At 46.4% G+C, this 18,409-nt stretch carries 17 protein-coding genes; 9 read left to right on the forward strand and 8 right to left on the reverse strand.

What is annotated here, in order from left to right; genetic code table 11:
* Window positions 1-5: 5 nt before the first annotated feature.
* Window positions 6-911 carry an ROK family protein gene (locus tag Q0852_RS16210; RefSeq protein ID WP_299019683.1) on the reverse strand — a complete coding sequence of 302 codons (906 nt, stop codon included), beginning with the start codon at window positions 909-911 and terminating at the stop codon, window positions 6-8.
* A 198-nt stretch (window positions 912-1,109) separates the two neighbouring features.
* Here Q0852_RS16210 and Q0852_RS16215 point away from each other — a divergent pair, with 198 nt between their 5' ends.
* A complete protein-coding gene (locus Q0852_RS16215) occupies window positions 1,110-1,325 on the forward strand; it encodes an acetyltransferase (protein WP_299019685.1) in 216 nt (71 codons plus the stop codon).
* A gap of 123 nt (window positions 1,326-1,448) precedes the next feature.
* Here Q0852_RS16215 and Q0852_RS16220 read toward each other — a convergent pair whose 3' ends face one another.
* From Q0852_RS16220 to phhA, 5 genes are all read right to left on the reverse strand, one after another.
* Window positions 1,449-2,051, reverse strand: coding sequence for a membrane integrity-associated transporter subunit PqiC (locus Q0852_RS16220; RefSeq protein ID WP_299019687.1), 603 nt, complete (start codon window positions 2,049-2,051; stop codon window positions 1,449-1,451).
* Window positions 2,051-3,697, reverse strand: coding sequence for an intermembrane transport protein PqiB (pqiB, locus tag Q0852_RS16225; RefSeq protein WP_299019689.1), 1,647 nt, complete (start codon window positions 3,695-3,697; stop codon window positions 2,051-2,053). Before pqiB ends, Q0852_RS16220 begins: the two co-directional genes overlap by 1 nt.
* Entirely contained in the window at window positions 3,690-5,015 is a 1,326-nt protein-coding gene (locus Q0852_RS16230) for a paraquat-inducible protein A (RefSeq protein WP_299019841.1), read from the reverse strand. Before Q0852_RS16230 ends, pqiB begins: the two co-directional genes overlap by 8 nt.
* A gap of 358 nt (window positions 5,016-5,373) precedes the next feature.
* Window positions 5,374-5,724, reverse strand: coding sequence for a 4a-hydroxytetrahydrobiopterin dehydratase (locus Q0852_RS16235; protein WP_299019691.1), 351 nt, complete (start codon window positions 5,722-5,724; stop codon window positions 5,374-5,376).
* A complete protein-coding gene (gene phhA, locus Q0852_RS16240) occupies window positions 5,717-6,529 on the reverse strand; it encodes a phenylalanine 4-monooxygenase (protein ID WP_299019693.1) in 813 nt (270 codons plus the stop codon). The genes Q0852_RS16235 and phhA overlap by 8 nt, the downstream gene beginning before the upstream one ends.
* Before the next feature lie 415 nt (window positions 6,530-6,944).
* On the opposite strand from phhA, the gene Q0852_RS16245 reads away from it, so the two are divergent.
* The 7 genes from Q0852_RS16245 (at window position 6,945) to Q0852_RS16275 (ending at window position 15,817) form a co-directional block, all read left to right on the forward strand.
* Window positions 6,945-8,075, forward strand: coding sequence for a homogentisate 1,2-dioxygenase (locus tag Q0852_RS16245; protein WP_299019695.1), 1,131 nt, complete (start codon window positions 6,945-6,947; stop codon window positions 8,073-8,075).
* Between the two features lie 60 nt (window positions 8,076-8,135).
* Window positions 8,136-9,158 (forward strand): fumarylacetoacetate hydrolase family protein, encoded by a 1,023-nt coding sequence (locus Q0852_RS16250; protein WP_299019696.1) that lies wholly within the window; start codon window positions 8,136-8,138, stop codon window positions 9,156-9,158.
* Between the two features lie 16 nt (window positions 9,159-9,174).
* Window positions 9,175-9,798 carry a maleylacetoacetate isomerase gene (gene maiA, locus Q0852_RS16255; RefSeq protein WP_299019698.1) on the forward strand — a complete coding sequence of 208 codons (624 nt, stop codon included), beginning with the start codon at window positions 9,175-9,177 and terminating at the stop codon, window positions 9,796-9,798.
* Between the two features lie 15 nt (window positions 9,799-9,813).
* Window positions 9,814-11,859 (forward strand): acetoacetate--CoA ligase, encoded by a 2,046-nt coding sequence (locus Q0852_RS16260; protein ID WP_299019700.1) that lies wholly within the window; start codon window positions 9,814-9,816, stop codon window positions 11,857-11,859.
* 129 nt (window positions 11,860-11,988) lie between these two features.
* Window positions 11,989-12,975, forward strand: coding sequence for a GTP-binding protein (locus tag Q0852_RS16265; protein WP_299019701.1), 987 nt, complete (start codon window positions 11,989-11,991; stop codon window positions 12,973-12,975).
* Between the two features lie 113 nt (window positions 12,976-13,088).
* A complete protein-coding gene (locus Q0852_RS16270) occupies window positions 13,089-14,474 on the forward strand; it encodes a TldD/PmbA family protein (protein WP_299019703.1) in 1,386 nt (461 codons plus the stop codon).
* Window positions 14,474-15,817 carry a TldD/PmbA family protein gene (locus tag Q0852_RS16275; protein ID WP_299019705.1) on the forward strand — a complete coding sequence of 448 codons (1,344 nt, stop codon included), beginning with the start codon at window positions 14,474-14,476 and terminating at the stop codon, window positions 15,815-15,817. The genes Q0852_RS16270 and Q0852_RS16275 overlap by 1 nt, the downstream gene beginning before the upstream one ends.
* Before the next feature lie 111 nt (window positions 15,818-15,928).
* Here the strand turns inward: Q0852_RS16275 and Q0852_RS16280 are convergent, their stop codons facing one another.
* Together Q0852_RS16280 and Q0852_RS16285 are read right to left on the reverse strand one after the other, a co-directional pair.
* Window positions 15,929-16,177 carry a hypothetical protein gene (locus Q0852_RS16280; RefSeq protein WP_299019707.1) on the reverse strand — a complete coding sequence of 83 codons (249 nt, stop codon included), beginning with the start codon at window positions 16,175-16,177 and terminating at the stop codon, window positions 15,929-15,931.
* Window positions 16,178-16,307: 130 nt separating this feature from the next.
* Window positions 16,308-16,961, reverse strand: a complete 654-nt coding sequence (locus tag Q0852_RS16285; protein WP_299019709.1) for a porin family protein — start codon at window positions 16,959-16,961, stop codon at window positions 16,308-16,310.
* A gap of 327 nt (window positions 16,962-17,288) precedes the next feature.
* On the opposite strand from Q0852_RS16285, the gene Q0852_RS16290 reads away from it, so the two are divergent.
* A complete protein-coding gene (locus tag Q0852_RS16290; protein WP_299019711.1) occupies window positions 17,289-18,188 on the forward strand; it encodes a LysR family transcriptional regulator in 900 nt (299 codons plus the stop codon).
* The last annotated feature ends 221 nt before the right edge of the window (window positions 18,189-18,409 follow it).

Consider the following 18,409-nt stretch of genomic DNA (forward strand, 5'->3'; position numbering starts at 1 on the left):
CTGTATTACCTTACCAGCATCGCAGCACCAAATACGCCAGCACTATCGCCCAGTGCCGGTTTAACAATTTGCGTATTCAAGGCAGGGTTAAACAGATGCCGCTCGATAACTTTTGGCCCATACTCATATAAAGCATCAATATTACCGACACCTCCCCCCACGACAATGACATCAGGATCAATAACATTAATGATCTGGGCTACAGCTAGTCCGAACTTTTCAATTAAACGGGTAACTGTATGTTGCGCGAAACTTTCACCCAACTCAGCTTGTTCCACAATCTCCGGCAAGCTTAACCCTCTTTGCGCCAACTTCTGGTAATGGGTTTCCAATCCCTTTCCTGAAATTACCGTTTCCAGGCAACCATTTTTCCCGCAATAACAAGGCTCGCCATTAGGCTCAAGTACATTATGCCCCCACTCTCCGGCAATACCGTGGCAGCCATAAAGAACTTTACCGTTAACAACAATACCAGAGCCAACCCCAGTTCCCATTATGATCCCAAACACCACTTCGGCATCGGGTCTAACTTGTTTGACTATCCCTAGATGAGTTTCTGCCAGAGCAAAACAATTGGCATCATTGGCTAATTTCACCGGCACTTGTAACAATTGCTCCAGATCTTTATCCAGAGCTTTGCCATTAAGTGATGTGGAATTACAGTTTTTCATTACTCGAGTTTGCGGGTCCAGCACACCCGGCGTTCCAAAACCAACGCGCACAGGATACTCACCCACTCTTTCAGCGCATAGTTCAATAAGTTGCTTGATTCGGTACAAAACATGCTCATAACCCCGCGCACCTTCAGTGGCTATTCGCTCGCGTAAGACACACTGATCATCATCATAAGACATTACTGCGCACTCTATTTTAGTGCCGCCCAAATCCACACCCCAGTAATACCGGCTCATTTTGTCTCCACAATTCAGCCAAATGTTATGACATCACATCATAATCTCTGATCCAGCCGTGTTCAGTTAACTAACGCTAGTTTATTGAGATAAAAGCACAGCCGTAGACTGCAACGACATTCGCCGCAAAAAAAGTAAAATCGACCATACTTAAACCGTTAAGCAATTAATCATTATTTAACGGTGGAGATTTTTAGTATGTTTTTGAAAGAGGCGCGCACTGGAGATTTGGTCGATGTTGTCGATATGGCATCACTGATCAACCCTTTCTCACAGCATGTGACTGTTCAGTACCAGTCCGGAGAAGATCTCGCAGAACCAGTTACAGTCGATAAGCATAATTTGTCTTTCCCTTCAGGCGAAAACCTACCAGAGTGCTGGATCAACGGCTATTACCGCCTCCAGCAAAAGTAAGGCTCACTGAACCAATCAAAGAGAAGCAACTCAATAAATGGCCACTCGCCATTAGGCTATTCCCGGCACAATGGCGAGTACCGATGCACCAACTAGAAAAGCACAACCTTAAATCAAACAAATTCAGGAACTAAAAGTATATAGCGACAAACGCTGCGCAATTTGCGTTGTCAGCCGGTCAAGCCCTTCCGACAAGGCCATTACCTGAGCTTCATACCCATCTTGCGCCAGAGGCACCTGAAAAGAAAACGGATACACGCCACGCAGATTGCCGTCGCTATCTAACAGTAACCACTCGCCAGCTAGCTTTGCCATTCCTGAATAATGTCCGTTGAACTGACTAACTCTAACCTGAATACGGGGCAAATCTGACGTGGCCAGTGCTGGGGTTAGTTCCGTTGGCCAATACCGATTCTGCTTATAACGCAAATCATGATTGATCCTGCGTGTTAGTTGCTTGCTAATCGACTCGGCCCATAAATTTTGCTGCGCCTGTACAACTTCCGTTTCGCTCAACTGGTACACCAAGCCAGTACCCGATAGATGTTCGGCCATTTCCACCGGACGGATCACCAACAGAGGCTGATTTGTGCCATTAACAATCAGCTGTTCTTCACGCCCTTTTTCCTGCCCATTAACAGGCAATAAAAAGGTAGTGCTGACACCCTCAGGCTGACTGCTGCACCCACTAAGCAAGCCTGCCAATATAATTAGCCACTTATGCATTACTTAGCCCCCTTAACCGGAATCGGGTCTTTCGCTTTCTCACCGGTAAATATCAAAGAATTTGGCTTATCATTAAGCTGGCGAAGCACTGGCTGAAGCTCCAGCATGACCTGCTCGAAGCGTGCTAAAGCCTGTTCCAGATTACGATAAGGCTCTGCATCAGGGCCAAAGCCATTTAACGTATCTTGAATTTGCTGTAAGCTCCCGCGAATTTCCCCCGGAATTGCCTTTGTATCCTTCTGTGCCAGCAATACCGCTAGCTCATTAGCCATATTTTCCGCAGCCAATAATGTTTTCTGTGAAGCATCAAGGCTCAGATTAAGGCTCACCAAGGTGTCTTCTACGGGTAATTCCTCGATTTTTGTCAGTATCGAACCAAGTTGCTTCTGTATTTGAGCAAAACCACCAGCTTTGGTCGGAAAAATATCGTACTTACTATACTTGCCTAATTCAGGCATCACCTCATCAGGATAAACTTCAGTGTCCACCAACAAGGCACCCGTTAACAAGTTTCCCGTTTTCAGCGAGGCCCGAAGCCCGAGCTTGAACTCTTGTTCCAGGCTCATTTTCAATCGCGGCAAGCTCTCTTCCTCCACTTCCCCGTATATCCGACCCAATTCTATTCGAACCAGGACAGGGATCTGTCTGTTAGAAAAGCCATCCCGATCACTAGGTAATTCAAGTGGTACTTTCCTGACAGTTCCAATCCGAAGCCCCCGATACTCCACAGGCGCTCCTGGATTTAATCCGCGAACCGATTCATCAAATAACATGACATATTCAAGATACTCATCAAAAAATCGCTCACGCACCTGCTTGAGATTGTTATAAAGCCTGAAGCGGGACATATCTTTGGTGATCAGTTCACCAGGCTCATTGCCTTTAGGCACCCTAAAACTAACGCCCCCAGTGATAAGAGACTCAATCGAGCCAATCTGAAGGCTGAATCCCTCTGCCGACATTTTCAAATCAACGCCAGATGTCAGCCAAAAACGGGTTTTCTTGCGGATCAAGCTATCGTATGGCTCAAAGATAAAAAGCTGGTAATTGGCCTTCTTGGCTTCCGGTTCAAACGTCATCTTTTCGACCCTACCGACAGTGAATCCTTCATAAAGCACCGGATCGCCCACGCCAAGCTTACCCGCTTCCTTATGATAGAGAACCAACCTCAATCCCTTTGCATCCGGCGGGGCAACCGGCGGTACTTCCAACACATCAAATTCAAACTTTTCCTCTTTCCCGCTACCAGGCTGCAACTGAACATAAGCGCCAGATAACAAAGTTTCGAGGCCTGAGACCCCCTCTTTACCAATCCGGGGTTTTACCACCCAAAACAAAGTATCTTCACGCAACATACGGGCAGCATCTTTATTAATTTGCGCCGTGGCAATGATGGCGCTGTAATCATCATTCAGCCGAACATCACTGATCACCCCCACAGTCACGTTCAGTGCCTTCACTTCCGTTTTGCCAACCTCTATCCCCTCAGCAGTACTTAATAAAAGCGTTACTTCTGGCCCCTTGCTGGTCACGTACTGAGCCAGCATCCAGATACCAATCCCTAAAGCGATGACAGGTACAAGCCAGATAGAAGAAATCTGCTTCAGGTTTTGCACATCCGCCTTTTGATACTTGTCATCATTCATAGTCTGCCTTCTTTTGCTCCGTCGCTTCCAAGCGTGGGGGAGATTCCGATTCAGTCCAAAATACCCTAGGATCAAACACCATCGCCGACAGCATTGTTAATACCACAACACAGGCAAATGAAAGTGCCGCAGGCCCTGGATAGATAGCCATCAAGTTCTGCAACTGCACCAGAGCGACTAATATGGCAACAACAAAAATATCAATCATTGACCATCGCCCGATTAACTCTGTGATCCGGTACATGCGTAACCTCTGTATCGCCTGCCGCGAATCGAGATCACTCACGCGCTGCGCATTAATATAGAGCCAGGATAAAGCAAAAATCTTGGCTAGCGGGATCACCACGCTAGCCAGAAAAATCACCGCTGCAATAGGGTAAGAACCCAACTGCCATAGCAATACAATCCCCCCGATAATGGTTGAACCTTCCGATTTTCCGAGGCTCACGGTATACATCATCGGATACAAATTTGCCGGAATAAAAAATATCGCAGCAGCAACCAGCAGAGCCCAACAGCGCTGAAGGCTGTGTCGCGGGCTATACGGGTGCAACAGGCCGCCACAACGGATACAAATCGCGTGACCACTATCAGGCAATGGATTTAACTGGGCGCAAATATGGCAACTGACATGATTAACAGAGTGATGACTGTCTCCGGGGATCACTCCCGGCAGCGGATGCATCGGCATAATCTGTAACCAGAGCCAGGTTCTATCAACCATGGACACACACTTAATCACCAACATGGTATAAATACAGAACGCCCAAAAAGACATTCCCAAACCGACATCAGCCATCGATGCGATTTTTATAAGGCTAACCAGCACACCAATTAAAAAAACATCGACCATCAGCCAAGGTTCAATACGGCACATACTGCGGAAAAGACGCATATTGTGCAGGCTCTCTCCGGCGGGTTTGCCTTCGGCCTGCCGTTTTCTCGCCAGCCAGTACAAATACAGCACAATAAAAATATACACTGCAGGTAAGAGCACCACGGTAAGCAGCAGCAAAACCGCCAACAAGCTATTTTCAAAATTATTGAGCATTTCTACGGCGTGAAGCAGCGAGATTTCTTGCTTGATCCCCTGAACACTAAACGACATAAAGGGAAAACTGATACTCAGCACCAGCATAATCAGACAGGCTACGCCATACGATAACGGGCGCTGTAGCGGCAAACTTATGTGTTTAGCCAGCGTATGACCGCAGCGAGGACAGGACGCCTTCTGTCCATCATCCAAAATTGGTAGCTCGGTGACCAAACCGCACTCTTCGCAGCCAATATATATTTGAGACACCGGAGGCCCGCTCATCATCTACCTTCATTACGCTCTTTCAAATCAGTATAGAAAACCTCAGCGAAATACCTGCAAGCAAGGTGATAAAAAATGTATAAATACCAACCAGTAACCTCTTTTACACCAAACTGATGCCAATATGATTCACAACCAGTACAGGTAATAAAAATAAAAAACCTCCCAGAAAGGAGGCTAAGTAAAGCAAGATAAAGTGAACGTCTAGTTACAACAAGCTCATATGAGCAAATGTATAAAAGGCTGATCTTAAACATATAGAGGGAACATAAGCGTAAGTACTTCTAATATTCAGTATAGTTAAGAAACGATTGTCCACATGAAACATATGGTTATATTAATCAAACATTGTCTAAAATTATGCGTTCAATGATTGGTATACCAAATCCGTCTTCGCGGCACAGATAAAATCATTTCTGTGCAAGCCTCTTACCGAATGGCTCCACCAGCACACCGTTACTTTCCCCCACTCCAACGTAATAGCCGGATGATGAAATTCCGCTTCTGCCAATTCCGCTATCTTGTCTGTAAATGCCCATGCCTGCTTAAAGTTCTTAAAGGTATAAACCCGTTCCAGCTGGTTAATTCCTTCCCGGTTATACACATTCCAATCAGGTACATTTTGTGAAAGCTCTATTACTTCATGATCGGTGAGCATTGGTGCCCCGACATGGCAAGCCTCACATTTGAGTTGATGTAATTCAGACATAATCTCCAATTGTCTCCTTGTTTTTCGGTGGAAATACAGGTGCATGCAACCCCAGTTTTTTAGCTTGCTGCACCATGCCCATAATGTCTTTCTGAGCAAGCTGATAAAGCTGCGCTATACCATCAATAACAAAGTATATAGGCTGCATGATATCGATCCGGTAAGGCGTACGCATAATATCAACCGGATCAAATGCATGGTAAATAGGCTTGTCACTGGTTACCGCATATTCTGTCTCTCCGGGTGAAGACAAAATCCCTCCTCCATAAATCCTAATATCACCGTTTTGCCGTAGTAGCCCGAACTCAACGGTAAACCAGTACAAACGAGCCAGGTAAACTCGATCCTCTTTACTGGCCTGATAGCCTAGCCGGCCATAAGTGTGGGTAAACTCAGCAAAGGCAGGATTGGTCAGCATTGCACAATGACCGAAGATTTCATGAAAAAAGTCCGGCTCCTGCAGGTAATCAAATTCTTCCCTGCATCGTAAAAATGTCGCAACCGGAAACCGTTTTGTCGCGAGTAAACTGAAAAAACGGTCGAAATTGATCAAGGCCGGCACCTCAACACACTCCCAGCCAGTCGCCGGTTTAAGAACACAATTGATTTCTGCCAGTTGCGGTACTCGATCCATGGGTAAATCCAACAAAGCTAACCCATTGATATATTCATCACAGGCACGGCCTTCTATCACACTCAGCTGACGCGTCACCAAGTCATGCCAAACCCGATTCTCTTCCTCAGACCAGTTAATAAAACCGTTTTCATCCGGCTTTTTTGATACATATTTCGTCGCAGTACCCATAAAAAACCTACTTCATACTTAGTGCTTGTTGTAAGTAAACCTTTCCATGGCATTATTCGATTCTTTCCCTTCTACACCTCAGACACAAACAGTGAAAACTCGCTGTCTTTATTAAGGTTAGGTGTAACTCAAGCTAATTTAGAAGCTGGCAACGACAATCAAATCAATATTGGATGTAACATTGTTTTTACATCAAGCTTTATTATTGAGAATGTTCAAAGTAAATAACCCGCCAATCATTACAACAGACAAGCCGGTTCTACTCGCAGCTTTGTAAAATTATCAGCACACAATTTACAGTAATAAGATCTGGTTTTAGTTGTCGGATTCGCCATGCTCAACCAGATTTAACGCATCTGATTAACAAAAAGTTAACCTGCATTTTAGCAGGTCGGCGATAACTGAGGATAGGGTGATGCGGCACTGGTTTCAGTTTCCTATTGTCGAGGGGAAAGCTTCCCGGCAAGCTCACTGCGATTTACCCGAAGCGACCTATGAACGTGAATGCGGGAAGGAAGGCTTCTTCGGCCCGGCCAGTCATATGTACCACGCTAATCCGCCTACCGGCTGGATCGCATGGGAAGGGCCGCTTCGCCCGAGGGCTATCGATACCACCAAACTCAGACAACAAGGAAACACCCCTTGGGACGCAACATTAGTTCTGTATAACAACAACCTTAAAATGCGGGTATGGAACAGCACGCAAAGTATGGATCATTTAGTTCGGAACGGAGACGGCGACGAAGTACTGTTTGTCCATGCTGGCAGCGGCCAGTTGTATTGTGATTACGGCCACCTCTCTTTTCGCGACGGTGACTATATTGTGATCCCAAGGGCAACAAGCTGGCGAATAGAAACCTGTGAGCCGATTTCCCTTCTGCTTATCGAAGCTACCAACAGCAGCTACCAAATGGCTGAGCGTGGGCTGGTCGGTCAGCATGCTGTCTATGATCCCGCAATATTAGAATACGCCCGTATAGATGACGATTTTCTGGCCCAGCAGGACAATAAACAACAATGGCAAGTGTGGCTTAAAGCACGCAATACCATGAATACCATCACCTATCCCTATAATCCGCTTGATGCTCAGGGCTGGAAAGGCAACTTAACAGCATTCAAACTGAACTGGAGGGATATCAGGCCGCTAATGAGCCATCGCTATCATCTACCGCCTTCGGCCCATACGACGTTTGTTGCCGATGGTTTTGTGATCTGCACCTTCGTACCACGTCCGATAGAAAGTGATCCCGAGGCCTTGAAAGTCCCCTTCTACCACAACAATGATGATTACGATGAAGTGCTCTTCTACCATAAAGGCAATTTTTTCAGCCGTGACAATATTGAGGCTGGCATGATCACCCACCATCCTTGTGGCTTCTCGCACGGCCCGCATCCAAAAGCCTTGGCAACCAGTATGGAAAACCCGAAAAAGGAAACCGGTGAAGTAGCAGTGATGCTTGATGCCCGCTGGCCACTGGAAATTGCCGATTTACCTGAAGACGCTGAAAACAAAGACTATGTTTATTCATGGCAGCAGAAGAAATAAACCACACTGAACGGAATGAAAACTGCCGAAAAAATTTACAATGTAAATAAGGAGTCAAGCGTGAAACTAGCTTCTCTAAACCATGGCCGTGACGGACAACTGGTGGTTGTCTCACGAGACTTGACCCAAGCCGTCCACGCCCATGACATTGCACCTACCCTACAGTTCGCCCTCGATAATTGGGATCAGGTTGAAGGCGACCTACAGCACTTATATCGCAACCTCAATGACGGCGTCGCTCACGACGTATTCCCGTTTAACCCGAAACTCTGCGCCTCTCCGCTCCCCCGGGCATACCAATGGGCCGATGGCAGCGCCTATGTCAATCATGTCGAGCTGGTTCGCAAGGCCCGTGGTGCTGAGATGCCCGAGTCATTCTGGACCGATCCCCTGATGTACCAAGGAATGTCTTATAATTTTCTCTCGCCTACGCAGGATATCAAGATTGCCGATGAAAACTGGGGAATAGATTTCGAAGGCGAGGTTGCCGTTATCACTGATGATATTGAAATGGGGACCCGAGCAGAAGAAGTTCATGGCCACATTAAACTGCTAATGCTGGTCAATGACGTTTCATTGCGTAACCTGATCCCGGCCGAGCTTGCCAAAGGCTTTGGCTTCTTCCAGTCCAAACCTGCTTCGGCCTTCTCCCCGGTCACCGTTACTCCCGATGAACTTGGTGATAGCTGGCATGACTTTAAAGTTCATCACCGCCTGACCGTTCACTACAACGATACATTATTCGGCCAGCCCGATGCCGGCACCGATATGACCTTTAACTTCGCAGAACTTATACAACATGCCGCAATAAGCCGCCCACTCTGCGCCGGAACCATTATTGGCTCAGGCACTGTCTCAAACAAAGATAAAGGCGCCGGCTCATGTTGTCTGGCTGAACGACGAATGCTCGAAATCATCGACCATGGCGAAGCCCTGACTCCTTTCATGCGCTTTGGCGACACCGTCAGAATAGAGATGTTTGATAACAACGGCCACTCAATCTTTGGCGCGATTGAACAACAGGTGGTGCGCTACGAACATCGTTACCATGACGAAGACCTGAATCACCACAAACCTACTTAATACAGGCGGAGCAACGATGAAACTTTATGATTATTACCGCTCTTCGGCTTCGTACCGAGTACGAATTGCGCTAAACCTCAAGGGACTCAGCCATGCGCTGTGCCCTATCTCGCTCACTGACAATGAGCAAAATAGCCCGCGCTATGCCTCACTCAACCCAAGCTGCCAAGTTCCGGGACTTGAGACTGAACTTGGTTTACTCGGCCAGTCTCTCGCAATTATGGAATACTTGGAGGAAGTCTATCCATCACCGCCAATTCTCCCCGCCTCACACTGGGAAAAAGCCAAATGCCGGGAAATCGCCCTCACTGTTGCCTGCGATATCCATCCGCTGAACAACCTACGGGTACTGAACTACCTCGACAGCGAATTTGGCGTCAACCAGAACGAGAAAATGATCTGGTATCACCACTGGCTCAATCGTGGCTTTCATGCCCTTGAATCTTTGCTGCATGGACAGGGACATCCTTTTTGCTGCGGCAGTACACCAACCATGGCTGATATCTGCCTGATCCCTCAGCTTTACAACGCAAGACGGTTCCATTTCGATGTCAGTCCTTACCCAACCCTGCTGGCGATTGAGTCTCAGTGCCAGAAGCTTAGTGCTTTCGTAAAAGCACATCCGGACAACCAGAAATAGTCAAGGGCATCCACAATGACAGAAAACAATGAAAAATCGATCTTTCGGACACAAGCCGTCCCCCTGCCGCAAATCATGTGGATGCCGGAAAAAGATCGTATTCATGACAGCCTGCTCTATCGATTTATGGTCGAACTCAGTGAAAAAAAAGACACCCTCTTTCACGATTACAACCAACTCCACCAATGGAGCATTAAACATAGCGAGGAGTTCTGGGAACTTGTCTGGGATTTTTGCCGGGTTCAAGGAAAAAAGCGCCCCCCAATCACCTTCTGTCCACCGCACAGCAAACTCCCTGCCAAAGAGACTCAATGGTTTCCGCACTCAGCCCTTAACTTTGCTGAAAACCTGCTCAAAAACTGGAACCGCCATGCCGCAGCCGATGCCATTGTATTTCACTGCGAAGGCGTACCAGAGAGAAAACAACATCTAAGCTGGCAGCAGCTATACCGCCAGACGTCGCAAGTAGCAACATTCCTTGCAGAAAACGGTGTAAATCAAGGCGATGTCGTCGCGGCCTATATCCCGAATATTCCCCAGGCCATTGTTGCCATGCTGGCAACTACCTCGCTAGGGGCTATCTGGACATCAACATCACCTGATTTCGGCATCGACAGTGTTGTTGAGCGTTTCGGGCAAACCAGTCCCAAAGTGCTGATTTGTGCTGATGGCTACTTTTACAATGGCAACCACCATCATAGCCTGAGCAAGGTTAAGGCCATACTGGCAAGGCTACCGACTGTTGAACAACTACTAATCATCCCCTTTACAGATACTGATACAATTCAGACAATAACCGACAAGCATCAATATACTGTTACATCATGGCCTGCATTACTTGAAAAATACCCCGCGCAAACCATTTCTTTCAATCCCGTGCCCTTTAACCATCCGCTATATATCCTTTACTCATCAGGAACCACAGGAAAACCCAAATGTATTGTTCACAGCACTGGCGGTACATTGCTCAACCACCTCAAGGAGCACCAGCTGCACTGCAATATAAAGTCGGGAGACAGGCTGTTCTATTTCACCACCTGCGGCTGGATGATGTGGAACTGGATGGTCAGCGGCCTAGCCTCAGGCGCAACCTTGGTGCTTTATGACGGTTCCCCTTTCTATCCAAATGGCAAAGTGCTTTGGGACATGGCTGAAGAAGAGGAAATTAACTTGTTCGGCACCGCGTCAAAATACCTCGAAGCTCTGGAAAAACAAGGTTATCAGCCTTCATCAACCCATAATCTGACATCTCTCAACACAGTGTGTTCAACCGGTTCAGTCCTGGCCCCGGAACAGTTTGACTATGTTTACCAGTCCATCAAACCCAACCTTCAACTGGCATCTATTTCCGGCGGTACTGATATCTGCGGCTGCTTTGCCATCGGCAACCCGCTCAACCCTGTCTATCGTGGTGAGTGCCAGGGCCGCGCCCTCGGTATGGATGTTCAGGTCTTTGACGATAACGGGCACCATCTGTACCAGCACCAAGGTGAATTAGTTTGTTGTAACAGCTTCCCTAACCAACCCATCGGATTCTGGAATGATACGGACGGGAGCCACTACCACAATGCATACTGGAACCGATTCGACGGTGTTTGGCATCATGGTGACTTTGTCGAGCTTAGCGAAACCGGCGGCATGATCTTCTACGGCCGCTCCGACGCAGTACTTAACCCTGGCGGGATACGAATCGGTACCGCTGAAATCTATCGCCAGGTCAATCCTCTCAAGGAAATAGCGGATTCTGTTGTCATTAGTCAAAAGTGGGAAGATGACCTTCGAATCGTATTGTTTATTCAGCTAACCGAAGGTTATGAGTTAACGGATAAGCTGAAGGCTACTATCTGTCAGCAAATAAGGGAGCACTGTTCACCACGGCACGTTCCGGCTGTTATCCTCGAGGTCACAGACATTCCCCGCACTAAATCAGGAAAGCTGGTCGAGTTGGCTGTTCGTAATGTTGTTCACCAGCAACCGGTCAGGAATGTCGGCGCACTGGCTAACCCCCAGGCACTGGAACAGTATAAAAATCGGCCTGAACTACAAGTTGTTACTAAATAAATCGCATGAACCCATTCGAACAGAGTTATTGAGTGATATGATAGCTTTTTTCATACCAAACGGAATCATGACCTGTTGCGCAGCAACCCATTGTTCCGTTTGGTATTAATAAGGAGAACTGTTACCAACATGAAGCGCATCCCGACCAATATCATCACCGGCTTTCTAGGTGCCGGGAAAACCACTTCAATCCTTTCTCTACTGGCTCGCAAGCCAGAAAATGAAAAATGGGCAATCCTAATTAACGAGTTCGGCAACGTCGGTGTCGACGGTGCTATTTTGGATCAGCAAGGCGCCATTGTTAAGGAAGTACCGGGCGGCTGCATGTGCTGTGTTGCCGGTTTACCGATGTCTGTCGGTATCAATGCCCTGCTGGCACAAAAACCGGATCGACTGCTGCTAGAACCGACTGGCCTGGGCCACCCAAAAGAAATCATCAATAAGCTGACTTCAGATACCTACCGTAACTATATCGACCTGAAAGCAACGATTACGGTGGTTGATCCTCGTCACTTCGCCGACACACTGTATACCGATAACCAGAACTTCCAGGATCAGCTTGCCCTTGCTGATGTGGTGGTTGCCAATAAGATCGACGAATGCGTCGACTACGACATTCTGGCCTTTGAAACCTATGTCGAACAGTGTGAGCCGAAGAAACAGGCTATCGGACAAGTAGAACAAGGCGAGCTTGAACTGAGCTGGCTGGACATCGATCGCACCGAACGACAGGCAGAACACAGCCATCATCATCACCACAATAATGAAGAAGCAGCCCCGCTACCGGGTTTTGAGTTAGCGCCGGGTGAAACCTTCGTCCGCAAAGAAAACAGTGGCCAGGGTTACCGCAGCTGCGGCTGGTTTTTCGCCGCGGATCAGATCTTCGATTTCTCACAGCTATTTACGCTGTTTTCCAATGTCAATGCCCAGCGCGTAAAAGCGGTTGTTAACACAGAACGCGGCTGCTTTGCCTTTAACGTTGTGAATCAAGTGGTTACAGTCAACGAGCTATCGCTTGAAGGCTTTGAGTCTCGCATCGAAATTATAGATAAAGAACTGCTGCCATGGGATGAGTTAGAAGAGATCCTGTGCTCACTGATAACAGCCAAATCATAATTAAACGATTCAACTTGCTGATTTCATGCTAAAAATGAATAGGTAGGAAAATACAGTTACGTCCATGGTTTTAACTGGTTAACCATGGACTTAATCACAAGCAAGGAGCAACTATGCTAAACCCTGCTACTGCGAAAGCGGTCATTGATCATGCACTATTCCTGGGTGCTGACTTTGCTGAATTATTTGTCGAACATCACCAATCAAGCTCAGTCGAACTCAATTCCGGCGATATCGACAAAGTAAACTCGGGAATCGATTTCGGTATTGGTGTCCGTCTGTTTTTCGGCCATAAGGTGCTTTATGGCTACACCAACAGTACCGATGAAGACGAGCTCAAGCGTGTCACCAGCTTGCTGGCAGCCAAAGACAAGCGCGACCAAATCGCCAATGCGGCGGCGATGAATCTCAGTCGTTACGAAAATAAACACCAGTGTCAGTTTCCACTAAGTCAGAATGCTAACCTGGAAGCAAAAATCGCTTTCCTGAAGGAAACCGACAAAGCTGCCCGCCATGAAGACGAGAAAATCTCGCAGTTCATCGGCCGTATCCTCCAACGCGAGCAGCAAATCGAAATTTTCAACTCCACGGGTCTGCATATTGGTGACACCCGCCACTACACCCGAGTAGCAGCAACAGCGATTGCACAAAACGGCAGCGAACAGTCTACCGGTTTTGAAGCCCCTGGTGCACTAACAGGCTGGGAATTCAATACCCGCCTGGATCCTCGTGAACTCGGCCAGAAAGTTGCTAAGCAAGCCATGGTCAAACTGTTTGCCGAAAACTGCCCTTCCGGTGAAATGCCGGTGATCATCGGTAACGGTTTTGGCGGCGTGATCTTCCACGAAGCCTGTGGACATTTACTGGAAACCACTTCTGTTGCCAAAAAAGCATCTGTCTTCCATGACAAAATGGGCGAAATGATCGCTAACCCTGTCGTTAATGCAGTTGATGACGGCACCATGGCTAACGAGTGGGGCTCAATCAACATTGATGACGAAGGAATGGAAACCCAGCGTACCCAGCTAATCAAAAACGGGAAGCTGACCAACTTTATGGTCGATCACATGGGCTCACTCAAAACAGGCCATGCACGCACAGGCTCCGGTCGTCGTGAATCCTACAAATATGCCCCGACCTCCCGTATGCGCAATACTTTCATTGAGCCGGGCGACAGTTCGCTGGATGAGATGATCAGCAGTGTTGAGCGCGGTATCTATGCCAAGAAGATGGGCGGCGGTTCAGTCCAGCCTGGTACCGGTGAATTCAACTTTGCAGTACAGGAAGCCTACCTGATCGAAAACGGCCAAATCACCAAACCACTCAAATCAGCCACCCTGATCAGTACCGGCCCTAAAGTACTGAAAGAAATCAGCATGGTAGGTAAAGACTTTGAACTGGCAGCCGGTATGTGTGGTTCGGTCAGTGGTTCTGTACCGACAACTGTCGGACAGCCAGCACTGAAAGTTGACAATATTCTTGTGGGAGGTGGCAACTAATGGCCGATCAAAACAAACTACAGCATGCAATTGACCAGGTTCTCAATCGCGTAAAATCAGCTGGTGCCGAAGCCGATGTTATTGCAAATTGCAGCAACAACTTCTCGCTGAAAGCCAATGCAGGCGAGCTGGACGAGTACAAAGTAACGTCTGGTCAGGTAATCGGTGTGCGGGTGATAAAAGACCAGCGTATCGCCACCAGCTATTCTGAATCCCTTGAATCCTCCAGCCTGGACAGTATGGTCGAGCAGGCCCTACTGAATGCCAAGTACACCAAGCAAGATGAGCATCAGACCATTAGCTGCGAAAACAGCCAGTTAACCACTGATGTCGCTGAAATCTATCAGCAAAATGAAACGACAGTCGATGACAAAATCGAGCTGGCACTATCACTGGAAAGTGGTGTCGTGGCCCTGCCACACGCCAAGGCTGCACCGTACAATGGTTTTGGCGAATCAGACAGCCGTATTATCTTAGCCAATACCAAAGGTACTTTGTGCCAGCACCAGGAGCGTTCGACCTACTGCTACGCTTATACCCTGTATGAGCAAGATGATAAGCAATCAATGCATGGCGGTATGTCATCAGGCCGTCGCTTTGACGAACTGGATCCAAATTACTGTATTAACCATGGCTATGAAATAGCGAAAGCCTTGCTTGACGGTACGCCTGTCAATACCGGAAGCTATTCCGTTATTTTTGATCTGAGCTGTCTGAGCAGCCTGTTTGGCGCCTTTGGTATGTGCTTCTCTGGACAAGCAGCAATGAAAGGCATCAACCCTTGGCGTGAATCTCTTCACACCCAGGTAGCCAGCCCGTTACTGACCGTTTCCGACACTGCATTCATTGAAGGTGGCTCGGCAATTAAAGCATTCGACAGCGAAGGCTATGCCACCCGCGATACCATCCTGATTGGTGAAGGGCAGCTGCAAAGCCTGCTGCACAACAGCCATACTGCAAACTTTTTTGGTATTGAGAACACAGCCAACGCGGCTCGCTCAGCCAAAGGTGGCCTTGGCGTATCATCCCGTCATACGGTTATTGCTGCCGGAACCAGCAGTGAAGCCGAAATTACAGCAGGCGAATACCTTGAGCTTGTCGAGCTTCAAGGCGTTCATTCAGGTGCAGATGCAATCAGCGGTGATTTCTCGTTTGGTGCCAGTGGCTTCCTGTGCAGAGATGGCAAGCGTATCCAGCCGGTGCGTGGTATCACTGTTGCTGGCAACTTCTACCAGCTACTCAAAGAAATCGATGCAGTCAGCAACACCCTGACCCACGACTACGAGCGTGATTTCTTCGCTCCTAAAATCCGTTTCAGCAAGCTGAGTATTGCGGGTAAATAACCTAATAAATTTGTGTAGCGAGTCCTTCGACCTACACTTATAAAAAAGGCGAGCTAAAAGCTCGCCTTTTTTTATCTCAAGGAGAATTAACATAAGTTAGCTAATCTCGAGTCAGCCTATCGCTTTATCTGGATCTACCTGATAGTAAGTATTCACACTAGAGTTCGCCAATTCCGGTTCCAGAAACTCTCTCACCATGTCGATAGACTCAGCCTCCCACATGCACTGGCACATTTTCTGATACTCACTAACCATGGTTGAATGCAGTCGCATACCAGATGGAGGATGGCTCAATGCCCCGCTCGCTTTCTGCCAAAATAATTCCGGATCGGTAATCTCGTGCTCTATCGCGATGAACATATCTCCCTCCTCCTTATAATCAAAGTATAGTGAGGACAGTAAAATATGTTGTAACCGAAATAAAACTAACAAACAAAAAAAGGCTGTGATTTAAAACACAGCCTCAATTCATTCGAACAGCTAACAAACTTTAGAACTTATATGAAAGGCTCACATAAGCAGAAGAAAGGATAAAGTCGTCAAGGTCATACGTATTTTTACTATCAAGATAGAAAAAGTCCGCTTCATAACCAGCTCGGACGCTCACTCTATTCATCATTGGCGGCGTATACTCAAGACCGAAACCATAGCGAATACCAGAGTTAACATCATCCTCATATAGTTCAACCGATTGATTAACATCAACTACAGACAGACCAAGAATAGCGAAAGGACGCAAGCCGTTATTGAATGTATAGCCAGCATTAGCAGAGAATGACAATGCTTCAGGAGCCCATGATGTCACCTTAGGACTTGCCGTTTGTCCGTTATGTTTGATACTAATTGTCGTATTAACATCACCATATTTTGTATACTGAGCCTCAAGCGCAATAATACGGTTGATCTGATAACCAGCGATCAACTTAAAGGTCGTGTCATCAGAGTCTACACTCATTTGACCTGTAACCTTTTGTTTTGTATTAACATCAATAAAATCAACAGGGCCATTCAGTGAATCATCAAGATCATTTAAAACCGTTGAGCCAGCACCAGCCCCTACATAAAAACCGCGAACTTCATTTGCTTGAGTAAATGAGGCAACAAAAAGTGTACTTAAAATAGCTAAAGCTTTAATATGTTTCATATTTTATTATATTGAGTCTGATTATTAATAACAGTATCAAAAATACAGCGCAAAACAATAATCATTTGATTTTAATACTTTAACGTAAAAATCTTCATGACTTGATAATAGCCACTGTATTTATGATACAAACTGAGTTTATTTCAACCACATCAAATATGCGCGCCACCCGTTATCTGCATAAATATAATTCCCAAGAGGAATATAAATGCAAAATAATCGCGCATCTGAACTGTATATTGATATGTTGGAAATTAACGAGAAAGTGAATAATAAACCTGTTACCATTGATAATATATATATCAACGCACAAATCACTGTTACCTAATGAACAACAATCTTTCTCTGTCTGATATCAAAACTTTTGTCGCTATAGTTTCACTTGGCAATTTAACTAGAGCCGCAGAAACGCTTGGCTCTTCCCGTGCACATGTATCCAGACAACTAAGCCAGCTTGAGAAAGACTTAGGTACCCAGTTACTAACCAGAACAACCCGCACCCAAAAACTCACCGAAGCCGGTGAAATGTTTTATCAAACTTGCCGATCTTCTCTGCAAGCCATTGATAAAGCAGCTTCTGACGCATTAGAAATGAATAATGCGATGACAGGAAAGATTTATATCAACAGTCTGGGCGGTGTTTTTGGTGAAGAATATACCGCTAAGGCATTAGCCGAATTTTCATTACTGTACCCCGAAGTCCAGATAAACCTTTCATTTGAAAGCCGCCACATTAACTTAATTGATGAACAGTATGATTTAGTTATTCGCGCAGGAGAGTTAACAGATTCAAGCCTGATCTCTCGTCCATTAATGACGATGAATATGGGACTGTTTGCATCTCCAGAATATTTAAATAAGCATGGAATGGTGGAACATCCCGATGATCTTAACAAACACCGATGCGTTGCTGGCCCTATTGTAAAATGGCAATTTCAAAACTCAGAAGGTGAGCAAAAAGATATATATATCAACCCGGTCATGAACTGTAATAATAGTCGGGTTCTTCGCCAATGTGCATTAGATGGCATCGGTATTATCCGATTGCCTTCTTTATATATTGAAAAAGATCTTAAAGATAAAACACTATTACCAGCAGTTAGCGGATGGAATATCAACTCAATTCCTGTTCACTTGATTTATAACCAACAGCGTTATCAACCAGAACGTATCAAAGTATTAAATAATTTTATTTATGAATGGTTTAATAAAAAGCCTGCACTTTGAACCTGGTCAGTTTAACTGGCCAACTATCAAACATCCAGGACACCGGCACCAGATGCTTTTATCAACAGCTTTAATAAATGCCTCTATCGAGCGCCTTTAAATAACGCGTGTGCACTTCTGCTAACGGGGAGCTTTTCTCTGCCCCATTAACACAAAAAGCCGGCCATAAAAGTCTTTGTGCACTTTATCAAGGTGTTGTTGATCAAATCAGGCTCTATGCA

This window comes from uncultured Photobacterium sp. (genome assembly GCF_947502415.1).
GTDB lineage: Bacteria > Pseudomonadota > Gammaproteobacteria > Enterobacterales > Vibrionaceae > Photobacterium.